The sequence below is a fragment of the Silvimonas terrae genome (assembly GCF_014202765.1).
Taxonomy (GTDB): Bacteria; Pseudomonadota; Gammaproteobacteria; order Burkholderiales; family Chitinibacteraceae; genus Silvimonas; species Silvimonas terrae.
On sequence record NZ_JACHHN010000001.1, the window covers coordinates 575,390 to 598,542 of the forward strand.

Below are 23,153 nucleotides of genomic sequence, written 5' to 3' on the forward strand. Positions count from 1 at the left end.
ACTTCTCGGTGATCAAGCATGTCCTTACGTGATCTGGCGCCTGACTACGTGCGCGCCATCGCCCCCTATCAGCCCGGCAAGCCCATTGGTGAACTGGCGCGTGAAATGGGCCTGAACCCGGACGATATCGTCAAACTGGCGTCCAATGAAAACCCGCTGGGCATCGGCCCCAAGGCCAAAGCCGCACTGGAGCGCGGGATTGCTGATCTGGCGCGTTACCCGGATGGCAACGGCTTTGATCTGAAAGCTGCCGTGGCCAGAAAATACAACGTCGATACCAGTCAGGTGGTATTGGGCAATGGCTCCAACGACATTCTGGAACTGGTCTCGCATGCTTTTTTGACCCCTGCGGATGCCGCCGTCTATTCGCAATACAGCTTTGCGGTGTACGCGCTGGCTACGCAGGCGGTCGGCGCGACGCGTATTGAAGTACCCGCCGTGGATTATGGTCACGACTTGCCGGCCATGCTGGCCGCCATCACGCCCAACACCAAAGTGGTCTGGATTGCCAACCCCAACAACCCCACCGGGACGCTGGCGCGCCCTGGCGATCTGGTGGAGTTCCTGGAAAGCTGCCCGCCTACGGTGCTGGTGGTGCTTGATGAAGCGTATACAGAATATCTGGCCCCGGAAAAACGCCCGGATACGCTGGGCTGGCTCAAACGCTTCCCCAATGTGATTGTCGTGCGCACTTTCTCCAAAGCCTATGGCCTGGCCGGCTTGCGTGTGGGCTTTGCGCTGGCAAGCCCGGAAGTGGCCGATATCCTGAATCGTGTGCGTCAGCCGTTCAACGTCAACAGCCTGGCGCAAGCCGCTGCCTGCGCGGCGCTGGATGACACGGCGTTTCTGGAGGAAACCCGCCGGGTGAACGATGCCGGCATGAAACAACTGACCGATGCCTTTGTGCGCTTGGGGCTGCCGTTTATTCCAGGCTACGGCAATTTTGTGACCTTTCATTGTGGCGATGCCGCCGCGCTGAACCAGTTTCTGCTGCAGCGTGGCGTAATCGTGCGGCCGATTGCGGGCTACGGCATGCCAGACAGCCTGCGGGTATCGATTGGCTTGCCGCAAGAGAACGCCCGCTTTATTGCGGCACTGGAAGAAGCACTGCAAGACTGATTGAGTTCTTCAAGCCATTGCGGTGGTTTTATTGTCCCTTGCTGGCCAGCGGTCATTGCGTGCATCGGTATGCAGACGGTCGCTGAACACGCCGCGCTGTTCATACAAGGCACACGGCCAATTGGTAAAAGCGGCCACTGAGTCATGGACATGCTGCGCCAGCAACTGGGTTTGTTCCGATGAAAAGGGCGTGGTGTCGTCCCAGGTGGTCAATAACAGCCGGTCATAATCCGTGAGCGTATAGCGGTCGGCCTGCGCCCCAGGGCCGCGTTGCCAGGGTGAGCGCAGCCAGTTGACATAATTTTCCAGCCGTTTTTGTTCGGCCACCAGTTGCGTGGCCTGTTCCATGTCACTGGCGGTGGCCGGTTGCCATTGTTTGTCCGGTTTTTCCGGGTGGCTGGCATCCGTGGCGGCCGGGGTGGCTTGGTACTGGGCAGCCGGCAGGGCCGGGGTAAGCGCCCCCAGCAGCAAGCGGCGGTTGACTGGATCTGCCAGCAGCCGGCGGTAACGGAAGAAGGGCACCCGATGTGCCAGCATCAGGGTTTCCAGGCTGGCGTCGGACGTGGCGGCGGGCAGGCGGGCCATGTAGTTGTTGTAGGCGGCAATGACGGGGGAATCCGGGGGTAGCTGAAATTCCAGCCAGGATTCAGCACGCATTCTGTCCATCGAGTCGAGCGCCACCCCGGCCTCCAGTGCCGCCTTGTACATCTCCCGCAGCGACAGGCGTGACAGCAGGTTATCCCGGCCCTGTTCCTGGCTGGCATATCCGCGCAATCCATACCGCTGCCGGTGCCATAAGCCAGATCCACCTTGTCCCGATCCCGCAGGATCACGCACAGGTAGGCATCGGCATAGCGGGGGTCGGGTGTGTCCTGGTGGGGTGGGCCGGGTAACGTGGCCATGACTTCGTGCCATTCGTCTGGACGAATTATCTGTTCGGTTTCCCTGTTCATTTCCAGCCCCCAGGCCCAGCGAACCTTGATCGGCTTCGTCCAATCCTTGTACCCGGCATAGCAACACACCGCACCGCCACCGCCAGCGGGCGAACCATCTGGTCTGCGCTTGCCCACATTGCCGGCCCAGTACTTGTCCACAAATACCGGGTCGGCATAGCGCTCGTAGTGATTCACCGGCACCATCATCAGCGACGGGCCATCACGCTGGGGCTCCTGGGGCTGATCAGCCGAGGCGCAACCGGCCAGCAGCGCGCTGGCAAGCAGTGCCATTGCCCCCTTTTGCCAAAGCCGGGTTAGCTTGCGGAAGCCATCAACAAAGAACGCGACCCGTGGCAACAAATGGCATTTGAAGATATCCGCCTTGTTGCCTTGCCAGTCATAGTCTTCGCTGATTTGTCGGCTGCAATTGATCCACATGGCCGCTTGTAATTCTTTATCCGTCACCGGTGCACCGGCTTGCCTTACCGTCATGGTGTCGTTCCTCTATTTGTCGGCGCAGTCGCCGCGGGAATAGGCGTAATCCAGATCCACCCTGTCCCGATCCCGCAGGATCACGCACAGGTAGGCATCGGCATAGCGGGGATCAGGGGTGTCCTGGTTGGGCGGGCCGGGCAGCGTGGCTAGGACTTCGTGCCATTCGTTGTCCCTGGTTACTACTTTGGTTACAGGATCGTCCTCACTACCCCATTTCCAGCGGATTTTGACGGGCTTGGTCCAGTCCTTATATCCGGCATAACAACACACTGCGCCGCCGCCACCAGCCGGCGAGCCATCTGAGTGGCGTCTTCCCACATTGCCCGCCCAGTACTTGTCCACAAAAATGGTGTCGGCATAGCGCTCGTAATGGTTCACCGGCACCATCATCAGCGACGGGCCATCACGCTGCGGCTCTTGGGGTTGGTCTGCAGAGGCGCAACCGGTTAACAAGACCAGCGTTGCCAGGTACCAGGCAAAATGTTGCCGGACCGAAGTTGGGTACCGGCTAACCCGTGGGCTGATCCTGAACGGAGTTTGCCAATGACGATGGGGCACTCCCTGGGCCGGCTCGTCTCGTTGGCGGGGTGTGGTTTTTTGGCGTGCGCGATATGGGTGGTAGAAGAACGGCATGACCAAGCCTGGTGGGGGGCGAAGTCACTTTTTATAGAGAAGAACGTCTGCGCGGGACAGATCAGTAATGCCGTTGATTTATGTAATCCGAATTAAGAATGTAAGCCGTACTCAGGTATTCTGAGTGGCTCTGCCCTGTGGTATTCCAGTGATCCAGTTTTGCTGATCTGAATTGGAGGGGTCTGAAGGGCGGGCTTCTCTCAAGCAGAGCATTGCTGAACGCCACTAGAACGTTCCTCACAGGTCTGCGCAAGGTACGCTGGGTGCTTGATGCACTGCTGGCGCATGTTTCGCCCATCTTGCGCTCATCCACGCAACAAGGGCTGACGGTACTGGATGACACGGGAATGAAAACTTAAGATACGGCATGGCCCGGGCGGGCAGGACAGGCGCCCGGAATGACGCCAACACCGGTACGGTATGACGCTTGCCGTGCCCGCTCAACCCACATCACACGGCCATAAGCCGTGTGCAGGATGACGAATCACCATGTTGAAAACCCTGGAACAACGCTTTCGCGCGCTGGAAAGCGGCGTGGATTTCTGTTCGCTGCGGTTTGTCGAGGAAGAAACAGAAAGCCTCGCCGTGCGCCAGAACACGCCGCTGCCGATTGGCCGCAGCCTTGATCGCGGTGTCATGATTACCGTGATGCATCAAGGCGGCTATGGCTACGCCGCCACGCCAGACCTCTCGGACGCCGGTATTATCGCCGCGTTTGAACGTGCCAAAGCCTGGGCACTGGCCACCGCGCACCGCTCGGTGTTCGATTACCGCCAGATTGCCCCGCCGAATCCCACTGGCCGTTATCTGGGCCCAACTGCAGAGCAGCCGCTGAACTGGCATCGCAAAGACCTGATGGCGCTGTTGATGGATGAATCCCGCGCCTGCCAGATTGACGAACGCATTGTCGATTGGGGCGCCAATGTGGATCGGCTGGAAGTGCGCCAGGTGTACCTGACTTCCGGTGGCGGCGCGGTAGAACAACATTACCGGGCGGTGATTCCGTCACTGTCGGCCACGGCGTTTGCCGAAGGGGACTCGCAAACCCGCAGCCTGGGCGGCCAGTACAACGGTTACTGCCGCCAGGGCGGGATGGAAGTGCTCACGCAATCTGGTCTGTATGGTGCCGGCAAGCGCGTGGCCGATGAAGCGCTGCAATTGTTGCTGGCGCCCAATTGCCCTGGCGGCAATATGGATTTGCTGCTGATGCCCTCGCAAATGATGCTGCAAATCCACGAAAGCATCGGCCACCCGCTGGAGCTGGATCGCATTCTGGGGGACGAGCGTAATTACGCCGGCACCAGCTTTGTGTCGCTGGATATGTTTGGCGAATACCGCTACGGCTCGCCGCTGTTGAACGTGACCTATGATCCATCCCGCAGCAATGAATTTGCTGCCTACGGTTGGGATGATGACGGCAACGCCGCTGAAAAAGCGTTTTTGATCCGGGATGGCGTACTGGAACGTCCGCTGGGTGGCGCCATCAGCCAGGCCCGTGCCGCCGCTGAAGGCAAACCGGTGCAAGGCGTAGCCAATAGCCGTTCCAGCAACTGGAACCGCGCCCCGATCGACCGCATGGCCAATTTGAACGTGGAAGCCGGCGACAAAACGCTGGATGAACTGATTGGCGGCATTGAACGCGGTGTGTTGATGGACACCAACGTGTCCTGGTCTATTGATGACTCGCGCAACAAGTTCCAGTTCAGTTGTGAATGGGGTCAGTTGATCGAAAACGGCCAGCTCAAGGGTGTGGTCAAGAACCCTGGTTATCGCGGGATTTCCGCCACCTTCTGGCGTGCGCTCAAAGCCGTGGGCAATGGCAGCACCGACGATGTGATGGGGACGCCATACTGCGGCAAGGGTGAACCCAATCAGGTGATTCGCGTGGGGCACGCTTCCCCGGCGTGTGTGTTTGGCAATATCGACGTATTCGGGGGAGAGGGCGCATGAGCCAGCAACCATCACAACACCGCGCGCACTTCTACGCGCTGGCTGATCACGTTCAGCACCGTTTACAGACCGGCGAGGGTTATACCCTGTGGCTGGAAGGCGAAACCTCTGACTTTGTGCGCTTTAACCACGGTCTGGTCCGCCAGGCCGGGCAGGTGGCGCAAACCTACCTGACGGTCCGGTTGGTGCAGGGGCAGAAGCATATCTCGCAAAAGATCGTGCTCTCTGGCAACGCTGCGGACACCGACGCCCTGGATCGGGTCATGGTTGAGCTGCGCGAGGCCTTGGCGGATGTGGAAGACGATCCGCATTTGTTGCTGGCAAGCCAGGTCCAGTCTACCGAGTCCGTGGCCGCCAACCAGCTGCCGCCAGCCGAAGATATGGTGGCAGACATTACCCACGCCGCTGCGGGCCTTGATCTGGTCGGCATTCTGGCGGTCGGCCCGGTGTATTACGGTTTTGCCAATCACCACGGGCAGCGCAACTGGCAGGAAACCGCCAGCTGGAATTTCGACTGGAGTTTGTACTCGCACGGCGACAAAGCCGTGAAACGCGGCAGCGCCGGGTTTGTGTGGGACAAACACGCCATCCATGCGGAAATCGACGCCGCGCGCACGCAAGCCGCCTTGCTGGGACACGCCCCCAAATCGCTGACGCCGGGTGCTTACCGCGCTTATCTGACCCCGGCAGCGCTGGGCGAGATCATTGGCATGCTCAACTGGGGCGCGTTCTCCGAGAAAAGCATGCGCACCAAGCGCAGCCCGTTGTTGCGGCTGCAGGGTAATGTGTCGTTCGCCAGCCTTGTGAGCATGCGGGAAGACACGGCTGGTGGCCTGGCGCCGCGTTTTCAGCAAGAAGGCTTTATCAAGCCCGATCATGTGACGCTGATTGATCACGGCAAGCTGGCCGGCAGCCTGATCAGCCCACGTACCGCGCGGGAGTACGATATCGCCGGAAACGGGGCAGACGGTTCGGAAGCGGCGGCATCTTTCAACATGCTGGGCGGCGAGTTGGCGCAGGCGGATGTACTCAAGGCGCTGGGTACCGGTTTGTACGTCAGCAACCTGTGGTATCTGAATTACTCCGATCGCGCGGCAGGCCGTTTGACCGGCATGACGCGGTTTGCCTGCTTCTGGGTGGAAGAGGGCGAAATCGTCGCACCGCTCAATGTCATGCGTTTTGATGACACGCTGTTCCGCATGCTGGGCAGTGAACTGGAAGCGCTGACGCAGGAAACCACCTTCCTCGCAGATGCCGGCAGTTACGGTGGCCGCAGCAGTGCCAGCATGAACTTGCCCGGCGCGTTGTTGCGGGAGTTGAAGCTGGTGTTGTGATGGCGGCCTGACCCGCGCCATTAAATAACCATTAAATAAAAAAAGCCCCGCAGATGCGGGGATTTTTTCTTGTGCGGCCATGTAGGGTGGATTCGGAGCGGTAGCGACAATCCACCACCGCGATGGTGGATTGTCGCCTTGCTCCAAATCCACCCTACGAAGCTGGATTGCGCTCCTGATCAGAACGACTGCTGCAACGACTTCATATCAATCACAAAGCGGTACTTCACGTCGCTCTTGAGCATGCGCTCGTAGGCATCGTTGATGTTCTGGATGTCGATCATCTCGATGTCGCTGACGATATTGTGTTCGGCGCAGAAATCCATCATTTCCTGGGTTTCCGGGATACCGCCAATGCACGAACCCGCAACCTGACGACGGCCCAGCACCAGCGGCACGGTCATCAGCGTCGGTTCTACCGGCCCGATCAGACCCACCAGCACCAGCGTACCGTCGCGCTTGAGCGTGGCGGTGTACGGGTTCAGGTCGTGCGAATACGGTACGGTATCCAGAATGAAGTCAAACTGGTTGGCGACGGCATCCATCTGGGCTTGATCGGTGGACAGCACCACATGATCCGCACCCAGGCGGCGGGCTTCGGCCTCTTTGCCCGGCGAGCGGGTAAACAAGGTCACGTCTGCACCCATAGCCTTGGCAAACTTCAGGCCCATATGGCCCAGGCCACCCAGACCGATCACGGCCACCTTGCTGCCCTTGCCGACTTTCCAGTGCTTGAGCGGGGAGTAGGTGGTGATACCGGCACACAAGAGCGGCGCGGCGGCTTTGGGGTCAATTTTTTCCGAGACGTTCACCACAAACTTGTCGGACACCACAATGCGTTCGGAGTAACCGCCAAACGTCGGCATGCCGTCATGACGGTCAATGCCGTTGTAGGTCACGGTGGCGCCTTCTTCACAATATTGCTCCAGACCTTCCGCGCAGGACGGGCAATGCTGGCAGGAATCCACCAGGCAACCCACGCCGACCAGATCGCCTTCCTTGAATTTGCTGACACTGGCACCGACGCTGGTGACGCGGCCGATGATTTCGTGGCCGGGCACCATCGGGTAAATACTGTTGTGCCAGTCGTTGCGGGCCTGGTGCAGATCAGAGTGGCATACGCCGCAATACAGAATGTCGATGACCACATCGTTGGCACGCGGGTCACGGCGTGTGACCAGTAAAGGGCCCAGCGGCGAGGTGGCCGAAGGGGTGGCGAAACTGCGAATATTCAAAGCCATGATGTGCTCCTGTCATGTTGCGGGCGACCCTGCCGGCAGGCAGGGAAACTGCTGCGTATTATTGGAGAGTACGCCGTGATCTTGAATGCCCGTTTCTGCGGAACACTTGCCTGATTCTGCTGATTAGCACTACAACACCTGTCGCGTACGCGTATACGCTGATACATTCGTCCAGCCTTGTTTCTTGCTTGTGACAACCTCATGACCGCCAGCGCTTTACCCGTCAATCAACGCCTGTCCGACCTGATCCTGCAATTGCAGCCGGAGTACGGCATCAGCGAAACCAGCTTGCCTGGCGTGGTGCTGATGCGCGTCAACCAGAACACGCCGCGCGTACCGGTGTTCTATGAGCCCGGGATTTTTGTCATCGCCCAGGGCCGCAAGGTGGGCTATCTGGGCGAACACTGCTGGCAGTATGACGCGCTCAACTACCTGGTGATGTCGGTGCCGTTGCCGTTTGAATGCGAGACCCAAATCCACGGCACCGAGCCCTTTCTGGGTGTGCGCATTCCGGTAGATGTCGGCCTGTTGCGCGAACTGATGCTGCAAATGGAAACGCTGCCGGAAAACCCGCTGTCAGACGCCAACCCGGATATCCCGATGGCCTCGGCCCCTCTGGACGCGACGCTGGACGATGCCATCATTCGCCTGATGCGTTGCCTGCATCACCCGCTGGAAAGCCATGTGCTGGGCCCGCACCTGATTCGCGAGATCGTATTCCGCGCGCTGCAGGGTAGCCAGGGCAGTGCCTTGCGCGCCGTGGCCGGCCGTCAGGGCAACTTCAGCCGCATGGCCCGCGCCCTGCGCCGCATGCATACCGAATATGCCTCCACGCTGGATATCGACACCCTGGCGCAGGAAGCCAATATGAGTGTCTCGGCCTTCCATCACAACTTCAAGGCCATGACCTTTACCTCGCCGCTGCAATACCTCAAACGCGTGCGCCTGCATAAAGCCTTCTTGTTGATGGTGCAGGACGGCCTGAATGTCAGCGCTGCCGCCAACCGCGTAGGCTACGAAAGCCCGTCCCAGTTCAGCCGTGAATTCAAACGCTGCTTTGGCCGTAGCCCGGTAGAAGAGGTGGGGGCGGCGCTGGCGCAGTAACTGCTATCTGGTGCGCAGGTTGACAGCAAACCAGCGTCTTGTGAGGTCTTCCACAGTTCTGTGCAGCCGGTTACAAGCGGATGTATTTGCGGGTCGTCGTGACGTGAAACGACCCCGTTATTGGCTTATGCAGGAACGAAACCTGCAGACACTGATAACGACCCAGGAGATACATCATGAAAAACGTTTCCCGTTTGTTGCTCGCTGTCGCCGGTGCTTTCGTCTTTGCAGGTGCCCATGCCGCCGATACTGCAACGGAGGTCCAGCGTGATACCAATCAGCAAGAACGCATCGAACAAGGTCTGCAAAACGGCTCCCTGACCACCAAAGAAGCCGGTCGGCTGGAGCAGGATGAATCCCGCGTGGATCGCACCGAGGCCAATGCCGAGCGGAACGGCAACCTCTCTGCGGGGGAGAAGGCGCGCATCCAGCGTGACCAGAATCAGGTCAGCCAGGCGATCAACCGGGATGAAACCAACGGCGCGCACGGCAACCCCGATTCGGCATCCAGCAAGCGCATGCAGGCCGATGTGGCGCGCAATATCAACCAGGATCAACGCATTGAAAATGGCGTGAAGAGCGGGGCGCTGACCAATCGGGAAACCGGCAAGCTGGAACGCGGCCAGGCGCATGATGATCATCTGGAGGCACGTGCTGCCCGTAACGGACATGTGGGCACTGGGGAACAGCGACATATCCAGATGGCAGAAAACCATCAGTCCAACAAAATCTGGAACAAAAAGCATAACGACGTCGTACGCTGAACCGGTCTGGCCGGGGGATAATAACAACGGGTGCTGCGGCACCCGTTTTTGTCTGGGCACCAGCTTGACGACTCAGACACCAGGCCAACTCCTGATCGGATCAATACAGAATGACGCAGAACATCTATGACAATCCGGACTTCTTTGCGGGCTACGCCGGCATTCCGCGGCAGGTATTGGGGCTGGATGGTGCGCCGGAATGGCCGGCCATTTGTGCCATGCTGCCGGATGTCACCGGGCAACGCGTGCTTGATCTGGGATGCGGCTTTGGCTGGGCGTCGCGCTGGTTCCGTGAACACGGAGCAGCATCGGTGCTGGGGCTGGATCTGTCACAGAACATGATTGAACGCGCCCGCAATACCACGGTGGACCCGGCCATTACGTACCAGATTGCAGACCTCAATACGCTGGCGCTACCCGAGGCTGCGTTTGATCTGGTTTACAGTTCGCTGGCGTTTCACTACGTGGCTGATTTTGGCCGCCTCATCGCCAGTATTCGCAAGTCGCTGGCACCCGGTGGCCGCCTGGTGTTCACCATTGAACACCCGGTGTTCATGGCCAGTGCGCAGGCGGCCTGGACCAAGGATGAAGCCGGCCACACGGTCTGGCCGGTGAGCGCTTATGCCGAAGAAGGCGAACGTCGTACCGACTGGTTTGTGAGCGGTGTGCTCAAGTATCACCGTACCCTGGCGACCACCATCAACACGCTCCTGAATGCCGGTTTTCAGATCAGGCAGATGGATGAATTTGCCCCGACGGCAGCGCAAATCGAGCAGCAGCCGCAACTGGCGATTGAGCGGGAGCGGCCGATGATCCTGATTGTCTCCGCCGCCATTTGACCGGCACTTATTGCCCGGCTGCACACACCTGATTGCGACCGCCATGCTTGGCGCGGTACAGCGCAGTGTCAGCGCGCGTTAACAGCGAGGCGGCTTCTTCTCCTTCCTGGAGTTCGGCCGCGCCGATGCTGACGGTGAGACGGACATCGGGCAGTGAGGGCCAGGCGTGTTCGTTCACCGTGGTGCGGATACGTTCGGCAATCTGCATGGCCCCAGCCAGTTGCAGGCCAGGCAGCAGCAGGGTGAATTCTTCCCCACCGTAACGCGCAATGAATTCGTCACTGCGGCAGGCCGTGGCAATCAGATGCACTACGCCCTTGAGGACTTGATCGCCCAGGATGTGGGTAAAGCGGTCGTTGATGTCCTTGAAGTGATCCAGATCAATCATCAGCACGCATAGTGGCCAGCCGTCCGTGCTGGACTCTTCATGCAAGCGCGCCAGGCGTTCTTCCAGCGCGCGACGGTTCCATGCCCCGGTTAACGCGTCGGTTTGTGCCACGCTGGAGAGCGTCTGGATGGTTTGCTCGTGCGTTTGCACGCGCGCCAGTAGCCGGTTGTTTTCGTGGCGGGCACGTTCCAGTTCCATGCGCTGTTCCAGTTTGGCCAGCCGGCGCTGGGTGGCATGTTGCAGCTTTTGTTCGTTCAGCCGCGCCATTTGCGATTCCAGCGCCTGATGCCAGGCCCGGTGATGATGCAATGCGGCTTCAAACTGGCCAAAGGTCTTGTTGACCAGATAGAGCTTGTGATGAATGCGCAGCGTCAGGCTGGGCGCGTTCAGAATAAGCGCATCATCCAGCGCTTGCTGTAACTGCGTCATGGCCTCGGCGGGCTTGTTCTGGCGTTCCAGCAAGCTGGCTGCCGCCACGCGGGTGATGATCTCGCCCCATTGCTGGCGCTGCGCGCTTTCATTGCAGGCAGCCTGCGCTTCATCCACCCAGGTTTGCGCGGCGGCAAAGTCGCCGTTGCTGGTGTGGGCCTCGGCGTAATAAGCCGCCAGTTCAATCTGCCAGACCGCTTTGTTGCGCGCTTTCGGCAAGGCGTCGTGGGCAATTTTCAGGGCGACAAAGGCGCTGGGAATCTGCTCCAGCCGCAAGAAATCCGCCGCCAGGCACAGGTAGGTGGCGCAATAAATAGTGGGGTCGTAAAAGGTGTGACCGTACTCGGCCGAGCGCAGGTGATGCGTTTTGGCGGTTTCAAAATCGCCCAGGGCAAAATGAATCTTGCCGATGCCCAGGTGGCTGCGCACACACAAGGCGGTATTGCGGGCGGCAATCGCCAGTTCCAGGCATTCCACCCAGTAGCGCATGGCGTGATCAAACCGGCCTTGCAGCAACACGCTATCGGCAGCTTGATCCAGCGCCATGGGCAGGTCTTGTACCAGCCGATGACGCCGGGCCGATTCAATGGCGCGTTCCAGCAGCGGCGTGCCGGCTTCCAGTTGGCCCTGATACATAAGAGTCAGCGCGTGATACAGCCGCGCACGGGCCAGGGTGGCATGGCTGTGCAAGACGCTGGCTTCTTCCGCAATGTTGAGCGCTACCCGACGTGCTTCTTCCGGCGCACTCAACAACATATCGCTGATGAGGTCCAGTTCGGTGTCCAGCAAGCGCGAATGTCCGCCGTGGCTCATGGTTGCTCCAGCGGATTCATGCTGGGCAGGCGCGCCAGTACGGGGGCCTTGAGCACGCTGCGCAATGCCGTTCTGGGGTCATGCACGCGGCAGGCACGCAGGCAAATGCGCGCGGCCGGGCCTTGCATATGGCCCATCAATTCTTCCAGTTCATGCACCAGCGCTTCCAGTACGCTATGTTGTTGTTCTGCCGGCACCACCAACACAAAGCTGGCCGTGGAATAGCGTGCGGCATGGCACGATTTGTGGCGGGCAAAAATGGCCAGCCGGCGGCCCAGGTCAGACAACACTTGATCGCCAATGGCAAAGGAATAGTGCTCGCTGATCTCGTTGAGGTTTTCCAGCCGCACGTTCAACAAGCTGGTGGCCTGGCCGTCCAGCCGCAACAGTTCTTGCTCCAGCCCGCCGCGCTCAATGGGGGAGAGGTCCGCCCGCAGGGCCAGCCTTGCCTGATTGGCAGCCCGTTGCGAAGCGGCCGCCTGGCGTTCCTGCAGGAGGTCGTTTTCCTTGCGCGCCTGGATCACTTCCAGCCGCAATTGCAATTGCGCCAGCCGGTTGGGTGAAGGCCGGCAGCCGGGCTCATCCAGCCGTTTCAGATAGGCCATACGTGTGTTGTGATAGGCCTCGTGTGCCGCCAGGGCAGCGTCAAAATGGCCGCGCGCTTCCTCCGAGGTGCACAACACCAGATACAGGGATTGCAGCAGATACCCCGTATCAAAGGTGTGGGCGATGGTGATGGCTTCCTGCAAATCGCTTACCGCCGCTTCATAGCGGCCACTGTTGCGATGCAAGCGCGCCAGTTCTTTCAGGCACTGGACGGTGACCCACGGCGAATCAGCCTTGCGGGCCAGCGTCAGGGCTTCGTTCAGATCACGCTGGGCGCGCTGGCTATTGCCGTTCTGGAACGCATGCAGACCCTGGTAATAGAGCGTTTCTGCCCACCAGGTCGGCTCCATTTGCGGGGTGATCAGGTCTTGCGCCACTTGCAGCAAAGGCAGCGCCTGATGCGACATATGCTGGCGGACGTAGTCCCCCGCCAGCGCAATGGCGCATTTGGCAATGGTGGCCGGGTCTTTGCTCTGGCAGGCAAATTCATAGGCCTGGCGGCGCAGGTTTAACGCATGCTGGGTGTTTTCGATCAACTGATAGTAATTGCCGATGCCGGCACAGGCGACGGCGGCCAGTTCGGTCTGGCGGCTCATCATGGAAATCTCAAGACACGCCATCCAGGCGTCCAGTGCGCCGGCGTAACGGCCCAGACCGCGCTGGCATTCGGCCATGATCCACAGCGCTTGCGCGCGTTCAGATGGTGCGTTCTGCAACAGCCGCAACGATCTGCGGGCGGCAGTCAGGCCCTGGCTGAACTGGCGACGTGCCCAGTGCACTTGCGCCTGAGTCACCCAGCATTGCGCCAGTTGGGTGCTCGCTTGCGGGTCGACATGGCGACGTGCCCGCCGCAGCAGTTCCAGTGCGCGCGACTGATCCGAGCCAACGCAACGTTGCGCTTCTTCAATCAGGGCGGCTGGATCAGGTTTAGTCACTTTTGGCGGCTTGTTTGCAGGCGGTTCAGGCAGTCTATATTAGAAATTTCTTCCTTGCGATTTTCGACAGTCGCACCTGTAAAAATGTGGGTTTTTTGCTAAAAATGAGGCATAACCAGTAAGAATCAAATTGTCGATGGCAAACAGATTGCCGGTTTTTTGCATTTGTCGGACAAAACCTGGCGCTGATCGATCATGTTGTAAGGATTGACTTACAAATAAAAACGCCCTGAACAAGTCAGGGCGTTTGACGCTTTCTGGCAGTGGCCTGGCGGCTCCGCCCAAAGGTAGATGTTCAGTTCACACAATCGACGTAGTAGCTGGTCACGCCGTTCTCCGGGACCGCTACCAGACCGTGAATATAGGTCTCGAAACCGGGGAAACGCTGGTTGAATTCGCGCGCAAATTTCAGGTAATCAACAATGGTCTTGTTGAAGACTTCACCCGGAATCAACAGCGGAATGCCCGGCGGGTAGGGCGTGAGCATCACAGCGGTAACGCGGCCTTCCAGTTCATCCAGCGGTACACGTTCAATCTCGCGGTGCGCCATCTTGGCAAAGGCCTTGGCGGGTTTGAGCGCCGGCACCAGATCGGACAGATACATTTCGGTCGTCAGGCGGGCTACATCACGCGCCTTGTAGATGCCGTGAATCTGCTGGCACAGGTCTTTCAGGCCAATGCGCTCGTACTGCGGGAACTGCTGGACGAACTCCGGCAGAATGCGCCACAGCGGCGCGTTCTTGTCGTAGTCATCCTTGAACTGTTGCAGCGCGGTCAACAGCGTGTTCCAGCGGCCCTTGGTAATGCCGATGGTGAACAGAATGAAGAACGAGTACAGACCGGTTTTCTCGATCACCACACCATGCTCGGCCAGATACTTGGAGACGATGGACGCCGGAATACCAGATTCCGAGAAATCGCCGGCCATGTTCAGGCCCGGGGTAATGATGGTGGCCTTGATCGGGTCCAGCATGTTGAAGCCTTCGGCGACATCGCCAAAGCCATGCCATTCTTCGCCGGCCTTCAACATCCAGGCGTCACGATGATCCAGACCTTCGTCGGTCAGATCAGCCGGGCCCCAGACCTTGAACCACCAGGAATCGTCGCCGTACTCTTCATCCACCTTGCGCATGGCGCGGCGGAAATCCAGAGCTTCAGACAACGATTCTTCCACCAGCGCGGTGCCGCCCGGGGCTTCCATCATGGCCGCGGCCACATCGCAACTGGCGATAATGGCGTACTGCGGGCTGGTGGAGGTATGCATCAGATACGCTTCATTGAAAATGTCGCGATCCAGTTTGGTCTGTTCCGCATCCTGCACCAGAATCTGCGAGGCTTGCGAGAGACCGGCCAGCAGCTTGTGGGTCGATTGCGTGGAGAACACCATGGACTCTTTACAACGCGGACGGCCTTCGCCAATGGCGTGGTAATCGCCATAGAAGTCATGGAACGCCGCGTGCGGCAACCAGGCTTCGTCAAAATGCAGGGTTTCAATCTCGCCGTCCAGCAAGCCCTTGATCTCTTCCACGTTGTACATGATGCCGTCGTAGGTCGACTGCGTGATGGTCAGCACGCGCGGCTTCACATTCGGGTTGGATTCCAGCTTTTCGCGGCAGAACGGGTTGGCCAGCATCTTTTTGCGGATGGCGTCCGGCTCAAACTCGCTGCGCGGAATCGGGCCGATGATGCCGTAGTGGTTGCGCGTCGGCATCAGGAACACCGGCACCGCGCCGGTCATCATGATGGCGTGCAGGATGGACTTATGGCAGTTGCGATCCACCACCACAATATCGCCCGGCGCCACGGTGGAGTTCCACACAATCTTGTTGGAGGTGGAGGTGCCATTGGTCACGAAGAACAAATGATCGGCATTGAAAATGCGCGCTGCATTGCGCTCGGACGCCGCGACCGGGCCGGTGTGATCCAGCAACTGGCCCAGTTCATCTACCGCGTTGCACACGTCGGCGCGCAGCATGTTCTCGCCAAAGAACTGGTGGAACATCTGACCGACCGGGCTCTTGAGGAACGCCACGCCGCCGGAGTGACCGGGGCAATGCCAGGAGTACGAACCGTCTTGCGCATAATGCGTCAGCGCGCGGAAGAACGGCGGGGCCAGAGTATCCAGATAAGACTTGGCTTCACGGATGATGTGGCGTGCCACGAACTCCGGCGTGTCTTCATGCATGTGAATGAAGCCATGCAGCTCGCGCAGGATATCGTTGGGGATATGGCGCGCCGTGCGCGTTTCGCCATACAGATAAATCGGGATATCCGGGTTGCGGCGGCGGATTTCTTCAACAAAGTGCCGCAGACTGGTCAGCGCGGTTCGGGTTTCTTCTGCACTGCCACCACCGAACTCCTCATCATCAATCGACAAAATGAACCCGGCAGCGCGGCTTTGTTGCTGCGCAAAGGAAGTCAGATCGCCATAGCTGGTATAGCCAATGACATCCATGCCTTCGGTTTCAATGGCCGCAGCCAGTTCACGAATCCCTGAACCGCTGGTGTTTTCCGAGCGGAAGTCTTCGTCGATGATCACAAGGGGAAAATAAAATCGCATGCCAATGTCCTTCAAATAAAAACATTAGCGCTTCGGGCACGAGGCTTATAGGCGCAACATAAAAAAACGGGCGCTAGAACAGTCTGGCCTGTGTAAAACCAGCGTTCATCCTCCGCATGGCGGCAGGCGGGCGACAGAAAACATGTGACCTGCAACATGCAAAAACGTTGCAAATCCCTGTCTGTCGCTGGGCCGGAGCCGGTCTGGGACGTCCTTGAAAGGCGCGTATATTAACGTGTTTTTTCTCCATGAAAATGGAGATTTGATGAAATGCAAAACACACCGGTGACCCGGCATGGCCACACACGCGCAAGTCACCTTTGTTTTAGCAGGATATCCCTTTGTAAAACAAAGGATTGAGTGGTGGGGCCGGTCAGGAAAAACCGCGTTGGTTTTTTGCAGAAAAACCACCGGTTTGGTCGTCATGCGGGATGGGCGGTCAGCACAATCGGCACAGGCCGTAAAAAACCGCTGGCGGGGCGGTTTGCAAGGCGTGTTCCGGAACCCGGCTTTACCCCAACCGCGTATGCGCCGCCCGGTGCAAGCGGTCTTGTACCGCTAGCCATGGCGCGGTGTGCGGGGGCAGTTCCAGAAAGATGGTGTGATAGCTCTTGCGATCAAGCTGGCGCAGCGTGTCGTAGATTTGCTGCGCGTAGGTCTGCGGGTCGGCGGGCAGGTTGAGGACGTCGATGCCACAGATGGGGATATCGCGGCCACCGCAGGTCACCAGCACCACGCGCTGACCGCGTTCAAAGGCCAGGTAGGCCTGGTCGTCCACCACTTTGGCCGCGCCGGTCACCAGGGGTGTGCGCGGAGAATAGTGGGAGTCGAGCAAGCCGGATACCCGCACTTTGGCGGTGTCCGACTTCTGGTGATGGATCAGCGGCATCCCCAGCAGCGCTTCAATGGCTTCGCGCGGTACGCCACCGGGGCGCAGCAGGGTGGGCTGTTCACCAGTCAGGCCAACAATGGTCGATTCCACGCCGATGTCACACGGCCCGCCTTCCAGGACCAAGGACAGGTCATCACCAAATTCATCTCGCACGTGCTGGGCGGTGGTGGGGCTGACATGACCAAAGCGGTTGGCCGAAGGTGCGGCAATGCCACCGCCAAACTGTTTCAGCAAGGCATGCGCTAGCGGGTGAGACGGTGCGCGGATGCCCACCGTGTCCTGGCCGCCCGTGACGGCGTCAGGAACATGCGGCTGGCGTTGCAAAATGAGGGTGAGCGGGCCGGGCCAGAACGCCCCTGCGAGTTTGAAGGCGGCGTCCGGAATGTTCTGCGCCCAGTCGGCCAGTTGGGCGACGCCGGCAATGTGAACGATCACCGGGTGATCTGCCGGCCGGCCTTTCAGGGCGAAAATGCTGCGCACGGCTTCCGGGTTGTCTGCATCGGCTGCCAGACCATAGACCGTCTCGGTCGGTAGCCCCACCAGCCCGCCGGCACGCAGGTGCGCAATGGCGAGGTCGATCTGTTCTTGTTGGGCGGCGGAGACGGTCATGGTGGGTTATCCGGAGATGCAAAGCTCGCCGGATTATACCTGCAGTTGCCCGCGATTAGCGGCCCAGCTTGCGCCCAAGCCAGCCGTCGGCAGAGATCGCCCCCACGCCGTGGACCACCAGGAACGCGAGGATGGTGCCCCACAACAGATGATCTTTCACGCCGGCGGCATCCAGCGAGGCGTGGTAGGAAATCAGTGCCACTGCGTTGATCACAAACAGGCCCGCCGCAGAGAAACGACCCGCCAGGCCGATCACCAGCAGGATGGAAAAACCAATTTCACCCGTGGTCGACATCACCGCAGCCAGTGCGGGTGGCAGGATGGGCACTTTGTATTCATCGGCAAACAGCGCCAGGGTAATGTGCCAGTCGTTCAGTTTGGTCAGGCCCGATAGCCAGAACACATGCGCCACATAAACCCGGGCAACCAGGTCTACCAGCGGGGCGAGTGCGGCGGCCAATGCGGTACCGAAGGCGTACAGCCGGCCAGGCTGCGAGCGGGCGCAGCGTTCAATCAAGGTATTCATGAGGTGGATTCCTTGCTCAGGAAATAGCGAAACCGGTGACAAGACCTCGCCCGAACAAGAGGCTGAGCGTGGGTCCAGGATCAAAATCAGCGCAGATCTGCCAGGCGGCTTCACAGGCCGCGTTGATGTTCAGACCCTGCTGGAGGGTGTCGATCAACCTGGCTGCGGCAGCGTCCAGCAGGTGTATTTCGTCTCGCAATACCAGGACAGATTCGCCGCCCGCATCCAGTTGGGCTGGCGGCCCGGCGTGGTGCATCCGGTCAATGGCGTGGATAGGCCAGGCGCCGGACTGCACCACGGTACAGGCTGGATGCAAAGACAAGCGCACCAGACCAAACTCCGCTGGCGATAAACTTTGCAAGGGAGTCAGGTCGGCCGGTGGTACATCGGCAGCAAAATGCGCACGGTGAACAGCCCAATCCAGCCGGGCCACATCGGCCAGATACGGTAGCGATTGCGCAGGGGCAAACCCGGCGATGAAGTCTGCCAGCGCGACACCGTCATCGTGCAGATTGCCGGAGACTGACGGCTGCGCCTGTTGGTAAGCCAATGCCAGTGCATCAAAGTAACTCACACCCACCAGTGCCATTACGGTGGGAAACCCGGCTTGCAGGGCACTTCCCCGATTGGCTGCGACGTTGCCCCGGTAATAACCCAGGTTGCTGCGCGTCACTGCGCTGACCGGAACGGCTTCATCCGCGCCGTCATTCAGTGCATCGGCAAAGCGGGCGATGGCGTCGAGGTAGCTCATGCGGGCACCTTGTTGCTGGCGAGCGTTTGCGTCAGATGTCGCTGCGCCTGGGCACATTCCGCCAGCAAATCCGGCAAGGGCGGGATATGCGTATCGCGCTCCAGCAACACCGGGCGCGGGCCAGTCAGCGCCAGTGTGGCGTCCAGCAAAGCCCAGACCTCATCACAGACCGCGGCACCGTGCGTATCGATGACGACGTCAGCACATTGCTCATGCCCGGCTATGTGGATTTCCCCCACCGCAGCCAGGGGTAGACGCCGGATTTCTGTCAGCGGATCAATGCCATGATTGAGCGCATTGACGTAGAGATTGTTCACGTCCAGCAAAATGCCACAGCCGGTGCGGGTGACCAGTTCGGCCAGCAGTTCAGCCTCGGTCATCTCCTGGTGTTCAAACACCACGTAACTGGATACGTTTTCCAGCAGGATGGGGCGCTTGAGCCGGGTTTGCACCAGATCGATATTGCAGACCAGTTGCTCGATGGCCCCGGCCAGACGCGGCACCGGCAGCAGATCGTTAAAACACTGGCCGTTATAACGATTCCAGGCCAGATGCTCAGATACTGCAGCGGGCTCGATGGCAGCGACCAGCGCCGCCAGTTGTTCCAGGTGCGCTGTCTGCAATGGGCCAGGGCTACCCAGCCCCAGGCCCACGCCGTGCAAACTGACCGGATAGCGCTCCCGCACCGCCCGCAACACCGCCAGCGGCGCGCCGCCCCCAAAGTGGTTTTCGCTATGGACTTCCCACCACGCCACAGTGGGCGCAGTAGCGAGTACCTCCTGAATATGCGGCGAGCGCAAACCCAGACCAGCGGCGAGAGGGAGGGCGGTGTTCACGGGTGGCTCCGGTCAGTGGCGGACACAACTACTTGCCCATGGCCTTGGTCATGCCGCCCATTTTTTCGCAGGTGCCTGCCGGTACGTATTTCCAGTCACCGGCATCCATGTCTTTTTTGGCCTGGCCAGCGCAAGCATGACCATTACCTGCACAATCGTTCTGGCCGGCTTTGGCGATGCCATAACACTTTTCGTTATTGGCATTGGCGTCCGCAGCATGGGCAGACAGGGCGACACCGCAGGTGAGGGCAGCGGCGAAGGCAGAGGCGATAAGGCGTTGCTTTTGATCCATGATGTTTCTCCGTCAGACAAGGGTTGGTTTTTGCGATTTCAGGTCACCATAGAGTGGCCTTGCTAGCTTGGTCGCACCCGTTTGCCATCCATTACAGCATGACAAATAATTTTTTTGAATTTATCCAGAAAACGCGCCCGAGGGGTGGTGGCGCAGGTTGTCAGTGATGAAGGACGGGCGTAGGCTCGGATTGTCCCGATCGTTCGATACAGACTATGGCTGCAGCTACCTCAACGCGTGAAGAAGTGGTCGATACCCTGATGCAGGTGTTTCGCGACTACGGTTATGACGGCGCCAGCCTGTCGATCTTGTCTGAAGCCACCGGGCTGGGCCGCTCCAGCCTGTACCACTATTTTCCCAATGGCAAATCCGACATGGGTACCGCCGTGTTGCTGCGCGCCGGCGAGTTTGTGCGCGATAACATGCTCGCCCCACTGGCGGCCCAGGGCGACCCGCGTGCGCGGATGCAGGCGTTTGCCGCCGCGCTGGATACCTTCTATGCCGGTGGCAAAAATGCTTGCCTGACCAATGTATTTGCGGTGGGGGAAGCAGGGGACTTGTTCGGAAAGCGCTTGGGCGAGCGCTTGCAGATCCTGATCAATGCATTGGCCGATGTAGCGCATGAGGCCGGTTTTGCTGATGCAGATGCCCGCCGCCGGGCCGAAGATGTGGTGATCTCTATTCACGGCGCGTTGGTGGTGAGTCATGCCATGGGAGATACGGCGATATTCCGGCGGGTGGTGGGGGAGCTGGCGGAGCGGTTACTGGGGGAGTGAGTGATTCTTGCCGTGTGGCCGGGATTGCTGACCACGGCGGCCGGCCTCGCGCAGTAATCTGGCAGGATGAGTTGGCGAATTCTGTTCCACTGCGTCGTCATTGCGGCGAACGACGGAATCCAGTTCGGCCGCCGCAGGCGGCCTTTGCTGGCAGAGGCCACGCCGTAGCCCGGATGCAGCGAAGCGGGAATCCGGGGTGGCGATATTGGCAAGCATGGTTTGCTGGCGCTTTCGCTGACTCGTCATTCCGGCGAATGCGGGAATCCAGGTTACCACCAGCGGTGGCCTTTGCCGGCAAGAACCACGCGTAGGGTGGATTCGGAGCGAAGCGACAATCCACCATTGCAATGGTTGGCCGCGCCTTGTGGCGCGAAAGCATTTTGATACCCGCGGTGGCCGGGGCACGTCCCTTTCTTTGGGGCCGCCGAGGTGCTGCGCCACCTCGGCGGCCCCCTTGGCGGGAATCCAGCCGCGCTGGCGAAAATCGGACAAAAGTCCATTTCTCCACAGGCGCTTCATGCCTTTCCCGGTTCGCATGTTTTGCCAGGATGTAAAGCACCTGCCTGATACAAGATGCTTTTACCGCCCATCCTTTTTTCCTTTGATTGTACCGAACGTTCGGTATATAAAATGGGCAAGCCTTTCACACAGCTATTTTTTCGAATCACAACTCAGGAATGCCCGTCATGCCATCACGCCCGCAACAACCCATCCGCCTGTACCGGCACGCTTTGTCCGGCCATTGTCACCGTGTAGAACTGCTGCTGGAGTTGCTGCATCTGCCGTATGAACTGGTCGATATCAACTTGCAGCAGGGCGAGCACAAAACGCCGGCGTTCCTGCAACTGAACCCGTTCGGTCTGTTGCCGGTGATTGATGACAACGGGACCATCGTGGCGGATTCCGCTGCCATCATGGTGTATCTGGCCCGTCAATATGGCGGCCAGCATTATTTTCCCGATTCACCCCAAGCCACCGCCGCAGTGCAGCGCTGGCTGGCTGTGGCGGCCGGGCCGTTGGCATCTGGTCCGGCTGCGGCGCGGATTGCGGTGCTGTTTAACAAGCCGGTGGATACCGCGCGTGTCCAGCAAACTGCGCATGATCTGTTGCAGGTGCTGGAGCACTGGTTGAGCACGCGCGCTTTCCTCGCGGCGGAGCATGAAACGCTGGCTGATCTGGCGTTCTATGCCTACATCGCCCACGCGCCGGAAGGCAATGTGTCGCTGGTGGCCTACCCGCATGTGCGGCAATGGCTGGCCCGCATTGAACAACTGCCGGATTTTGTGCCCATGCAGCGCAGTGCGGTGGGCCTGGCGGCAGCGGAGGCATAAATCGTGGCTACTCCTGATGCGGGCTGGACTAAAGCCGAATCACCGTTTCACAGCGCGTCGTTGCAAATCCAGGCGCAACTGGGGATGGGCGACAAAATGGCGCTGATCGGCCAGCGCACCATTCGCAGTTTTTTGCCCCAACAGCATCAGGACTTTTACCCGCAATTGCCGTTTTTGATGGTGGGCAGTGTCGATGCCGCCGGCCAGCCATGGGCGTCTATCCTGGCCGCACCACCGGGCTTTGTTACAGCACGGGACGAGACACACCTGGCGGTGCAGGCCTGGCCTGTTGCGGGTGATCCGCTGGGGCAGCATCTGGCGGTGGGCGCGCACATTGGCGTGCTGGGTATAGAACTGCCCACGCGGCGGCGCAACCGGCTTAACGGGCAGGTTGCCGCGTTAACGGGGGAGGGTTGGGTGATTGCCATCGACCAGGCCTTTGGCAATTGCCCCAAATATATCCAGAGCCGGGACAGTGTTTTTCTTGCACCAGAAGAACACAAGCCCGGTGCGCCGGTCTGGCTGGATAAACTGGACGCCGCTGCCCGGGCGCTGATTGCCAAAGCGGACACACTGTTCATCGCCACCAGTTGCCTGGTCGCCCCGGCCGCAGAGCGGCCCTGGCAAGGTGTCGATATTTCGCATCGCGGTGGCGCGCCGGGGTTTGTTACGCAGAATGATGCCGGCGGCCTGACTTTGCCGGATTACATGGGCAATTTTCATTTCCGCACGCTGGGCAACCTGCAGCTGGAACCACGTGCCGGGTTGATCTTTATCGACTTTGCCACCGGGGATTTGTTGCAAGTCTCCGTCACCACCAGCATGGTGTGGGATGGCCCGCGCCTGGCACAGTTTGCCGGCGCACAACGGCTGGTGGATATGCAAGTGACCGGTGCACTGCGGCTGCCTGGCGCGTTACCGTTGCGCTTTTCTGCTCCGCAATATTCTCCGGTACTGCCGGTGTGACACGGTACAATGGCGGGCTGTCTGGCGTG

Annotated in this window: 21 protein-coding genes; 9 read left to right on the forward strand and 12 right to left on the reverse strand. The window is 59.7% G+C overall.

Translation table 11 applies throughout. The features are described from left to right. Positions 1-18 precede the first annotated feature (18 nt). Complete coding sequence (gene hisC, locus HNQ50_RS02275) at positions 19-1,119, forward strand: histidinol-phosphate transaminase (RefSeq protein ID WP_184097123.1); 1,101 nt, start codon at positions 19-21, stop codon at positions 1,117-1,119. A gap of 9 nt (positions 1,120-1,128) precedes the next feature. On the opposite strand, the gene HNQ50_RS02280 is transcribed toward hisC, so the two are convergent. Then, positions 1,129-1,893, reverse strand: coding sequence for a hypothetical protein (locus HNQ50_RS02280; protein ID WP_184097125.1), 765 nt, complete (start codon positions 1,891-1,893; stop codon positions 1,129-1,131). A gap of 665 nt (positions 1,894-2,558) precedes the next feature. After that, entirely contained in the window at positions 2,559-3,002 is a 444-nt protein-coding gene (locus tag HNQ50_RS02285) for a DUF3304 domain-containing protein (RefSeq protein ID WP_221302954.1), read from the reverse strand. Positions 3,003-3,671: 669 nt separating this feature from the next. On the opposite strand from HNQ50_RS02285, the gene HNQ50_RS02290 reads away from it, so the two are divergent. Next, complete coding sequence (locus HNQ50_RS02290; protein ID WP_184097129.1) at positions 3,672-5,132, forward strand: TldD/PmbA family protein; 1,461 nt, start codon at positions 3,672-3,674, stop codon at positions 5,130-5,132. After that, the gene (locus tag HNQ50_RS02295) at positions 5,129-6,466 is read left to right on the forward strand and encodes a TldD/PmbA family protein (RefSeq protein ID WP_184097131.1); all 1,338 of its coding nucleotides are present in this window, start codon (positions 5,129-5,131) and stop codon (positions 6,464-6,466) included. Before HNQ50_RS02290 ends, HNQ50_RS02295 begins: the two co-directional genes overlap by 4 nt. A 179-nt stretch (positions 6,467-6,645) precedes the next feature. On the opposite strand, the gene HNQ50_RS02300 is transcribed toward HNQ50_RS02295, so the two are convergent. Beyond that, a complete protein-coding gene (locus tag HNQ50_RS02300) occupies positions 6,646-7,707 on the reverse strand; it encodes an NAD(P)-dependent alcohol dehydrogenase (protein ID WP_184097133.1) in 1,062 nt (353 codons plus the stop codon). 201 nt (positions 7,708-7,908) lie between these two features. Here HNQ50_RS02300 and HNQ50_RS02305 point away from each other — a divergent pair, with 201 nt between their 5' ends. From HNQ50_RS02305 to HNQ50_RS02315, 3 genes are all read left to right on the forward strand, one after another. Next, a complete protein-coding gene (locus HNQ50_RS02305; protein WP_184097135.1) occupies positions 7,909-8,811 on the forward strand; it encodes an AraC family transcriptional regulator in 903 nt (300 codons plus the stop codon). A gap of 176 nt (positions 8,812-8,987) precedes the next feature. Next, positions 8,988-9,575: a hypothetical protein gene (locus HNQ50_RS02310; RefSeq protein ID WP_184097137.1), complete on the forward strand. Its 588-nt coding sequence runs from the start codon at positions 8,988-8,990 to the stop codon at positions 9,573-9,575. A gap of 110 nt (positions 9,576-9,685) precedes the next feature. Then, complete coding sequence (locus HNQ50_RS02315) at positions 9,686-10,414, forward strand: class I SAM-dependent methyltransferase (protein WP_184097139.1); 729 nt, start codon at positions 9,686-9,688, stop codon at positions 10,412-10,414. Between the two features lie 7 nt (positions 10,415-10,421). Here the strand turns inward: HNQ50_RS02315 and HNQ50_RS02320 are convergent, their stop codons facing one another. The 8 genes from HNQ50_RS02320 to HNQ50_RS02355 form a co-directional block, all read right to left on the reverse strand. After that, the gene (locus tag HNQ50_RS02320; protein ID WP_184097141.1) at positions 10,422-12,044 is read right to left on the reverse strand and encodes a diguanylate cyclase; all 1,623 of its coding nucleotides are present in this window, start codon (positions 12,042-12,044) and stop codon (positions 10,422-10,424) included. Further along, entirely contained in the window at positions 12,041-13,585 is a 1,545-nt protein-coding gene (locus HNQ50_RS22440; protein ID WP_184097143.1) for a diguanylate cyclase domain-containing protein, read from the reverse strand. The genes HNQ50_RS02320 and HNQ50_RS22440 overlap by 4 nt, the downstream gene beginning before the upstream one ends. Positions 13,586-13,880: 295 nt before the next feature. Then, on the reverse strand, positions 13,881-16,145 hold the full coding sequence (locus tag HNQ50_RS02330; RefSeq protein ID WP_184097145.1) for an arginine/lysine/ornithine decarboxylase: 2,265 nt from the start codon (positions 16,143-16,145) through the stop codon (positions 13,881-13,883). Positions 16,146-16,656: 511 nt separating this feature from the next. Next, positions 16,657-17,646, reverse strand: coding sequence for an L-threonylcarbamoyladenylate synthase (locus tag HNQ50_RS02335; protein WP_184097147.1), 990 nt, complete (start codon positions 17,644-17,646; stop codon positions 16,657-16,659). A gap of 55 nt (positions 17,647-17,701) precedes the next feature. Beyond that, positions 17,702-18,172, reverse strand: a complete 471-nt coding sequence (locus HNQ50_RS02340; protein WP_184097149.1) for a DoxX family protein — start codon at positions 18,170-18,172, stop codon at positions 17,702-17,704. Between the two features lie 16 nt (positions 18,173-18,188). Beyond that, entirely contained in the window at positions 18,189-18,923 is a 735-nt protein-coding gene (locus tag HNQ50_RS02345) for an HvfC/BufC N-terminal domain-containing protein (protein WP_184097151.1), read from the reverse strand. Continuing rightward, positions 18,920-19,759: an MNIO family bufferin maturase gene (bufB, locus tag HNQ50_RS02350; RefSeq protein WP_184097153.1), complete on the reverse strand. Its 840-nt coding sequence runs from the start codon at positions 19,757-19,759 to the stop codon at positions 18,920-18,922. Before bufB ends, HNQ50_RS02345 begins: the two co-directional genes overlap by 4 nt. 28 nt (positions 19,760-19,787) lie before the next feature. Next, on the reverse strand, positions 19,788-20,051 hold the full coding sequence (locus tag HNQ50_RS02355; RefSeq protein WP_184097155.1) for a BufA1 family periplasmic bufferin-type metallophore: 264 nt from the start codon (positions 20,049-20,051) through the stop codon (positions 19,788-19,790). Positions 20,052-20,266: 215 nt separating this feature from the next. On the opposite strand from HNQ50_RS02355, the gene HNQ50_RS02360 reads away from it, so the two are divergent. Beyond that, positions 20,267-20,827, forward strand: a complete 561-nt coding sequence (locus tag HNQ50_RS02360; RefSeq protein WP_184097157.1) for a TetR/AcrR family transcriptional regulator — start codon at positions 20,267-20,269, stop codon at positions 20,825-20,827. On the opposite strand, the gene HNQ50_RS02365 is transcribed toward HNQ50_RS02360, so the two are convergent. After that, entirely contained in the window at positions 20,813-21,073 is a 261-nt protein-coding gene (locus HNQ50_RS02365) for a hypothetical protein (protein WP_184097159.1), read from the reverse strand. The genes HNQ50_RS02360 and HNQ50_RS02365 overlap by 15 nt on opposite strands. 440 nt (positions 21,074-21,513) lie before the next feature. Between HNQ50_RS02365 and HNQ50_RS02370 the strand changes: the two genes are divergently transcribed. Further along, a complete protein-coding gene (locus HNQ50_RS02370; RefSeq protein ID WP_184097161.1) occupies positions 21,514-22,158 on the forward strand; it encodes a glutathione S-transferase family protein in 645 nt (214 codons plus the stop codon). Between the two features lie 3 nt (positions 22,159-22,161). Further along, the gene (locus tag HNQ50_RS02375; protein WP_221302955.1) at positions 22,162-23,124 is read left to right on the forward strand and encodes a pyridoxamine 5'-phosphate oxidase family protein; all 963 of its coding nucleotides are present in this window, start codon (positions 22,162-22,164) and stop codon (positions 23,122-23,124) included. Positions 23,125-23,153: the final 29 nt, after the last annotated feature.

Bases quoted from the DNA above. Each gene is read 5' to 3' on its own strand.
- hisC (WP_184097123.1), top strand. From the start codon at position 19: ATGTCCTTACGTGATCTGGCGCCTGACTACGTGCGCGCCATCGCCCCC.
- HNQ50_RS02290 (WP_184097129.1), top strand. From the start codon at position 3,672: ATGTTGAAAACCCTGGAACAACGCTTTCGCGCGCTGGAAAGCGGCGTG.
- HNQ50_RS02295 (WP_184097131.1), top strand. From the start codon at position 5,129: ATGAGCCAGCAACCATCACAACACCGCGCGCACTTCTACGCGCTGGCT.
- HNQ50_RS02300 (WP_184097133.1), bottom strand. From the start codon at position 7,707: ATGGCTTTGAATATTCGCAGTTTCGCCACCCCTTCGGCCACCTCGCCG.
- HNQ50_RS02305 (WP_184097135.1), top strand. From the start codon at position 7,909: ATGACCGCCAGCGCTTTACCCGTCAATCAACGCCTGTCCGACCTGATC.
- HNQ50_RS02310 (WP_184097137.1), top strand. From the start codon at position 8,988: ATGAAAAACGTTTCCCGTTTGTTGCTCGCTGTCGCCGGTGCTTTCGTC.
- HNQ50_RS02315 (WP_184097139.1), top strand. From the start codon at position 9,686: ATGACGCAGAACATCTATGACAATCCGGACTTCTTTGCGGGCTACGCC.
- HNQ50_RS02320 (WP_184097141.1), bottom strand. From the start codon at position 12,044: ATGAGCCACGGCGGACATTCGCGCTTGCTGGACACCGAACTGGACCTC.
- HNQ50_RS02330 (WP_184097145.1), bottom strand. From the start codon at position 16,145: ATGCGATTTTATTTTCCCCTTGTGATCATCGACGAAGACTTCCGCTCG.
- HNQ50_RS02335 (WP_184097147.1), bottom strand. From the start codon at position 17,646: ATGACCGTCTCCGCCGCCCAACAAGAACAGATCGACCTCGCCATTGCG.
- HNQ50_RS02340 (WP_184097149.1), bottom strand. From the start codon at position 18,172: ATGAATACCTTGATTGAACGCTGCGCCCGCTCGCAGCCTGGCCGGCTG.
- HNQ50_RS02345 (WP_184097151.1), bottom strand. From the start codon at position 18,923: ATGAGCTACCTCGACGCCATCGCCCGCTTTGCCGATGCACTGAATGAC.
- HNQ50_RS02355 (WP_184097155.1), bottom strand. From the start codon at position 20,051: ATGGATCAAAAGCAACGCCTTATCGCCTCTGCCTTCGCCGCTGCCCTC.
- HNQ50_RS02360 (WP_184097157.1), top strand. From the start codon at position 20,267: ATGGCTGCAGCTACCTCAACGCGTGAAGAAGTGGTCGATACCCTGATG.
- HNQ50_RS02365 (WP_184097159.1), bottom strand. From the start codon at position 21,073: ATGACGAGTCAGCGAAAGCGCCAGCAAACCATGCTTGCCAATATCGCC.
- HNQ50_RS02370 (WP_184097161.1), top strand. From the start codon at position 21,514: ATGCCATCACGCCCGCAACAACCCATCCGCCTGTACCGGCACGCTTTG.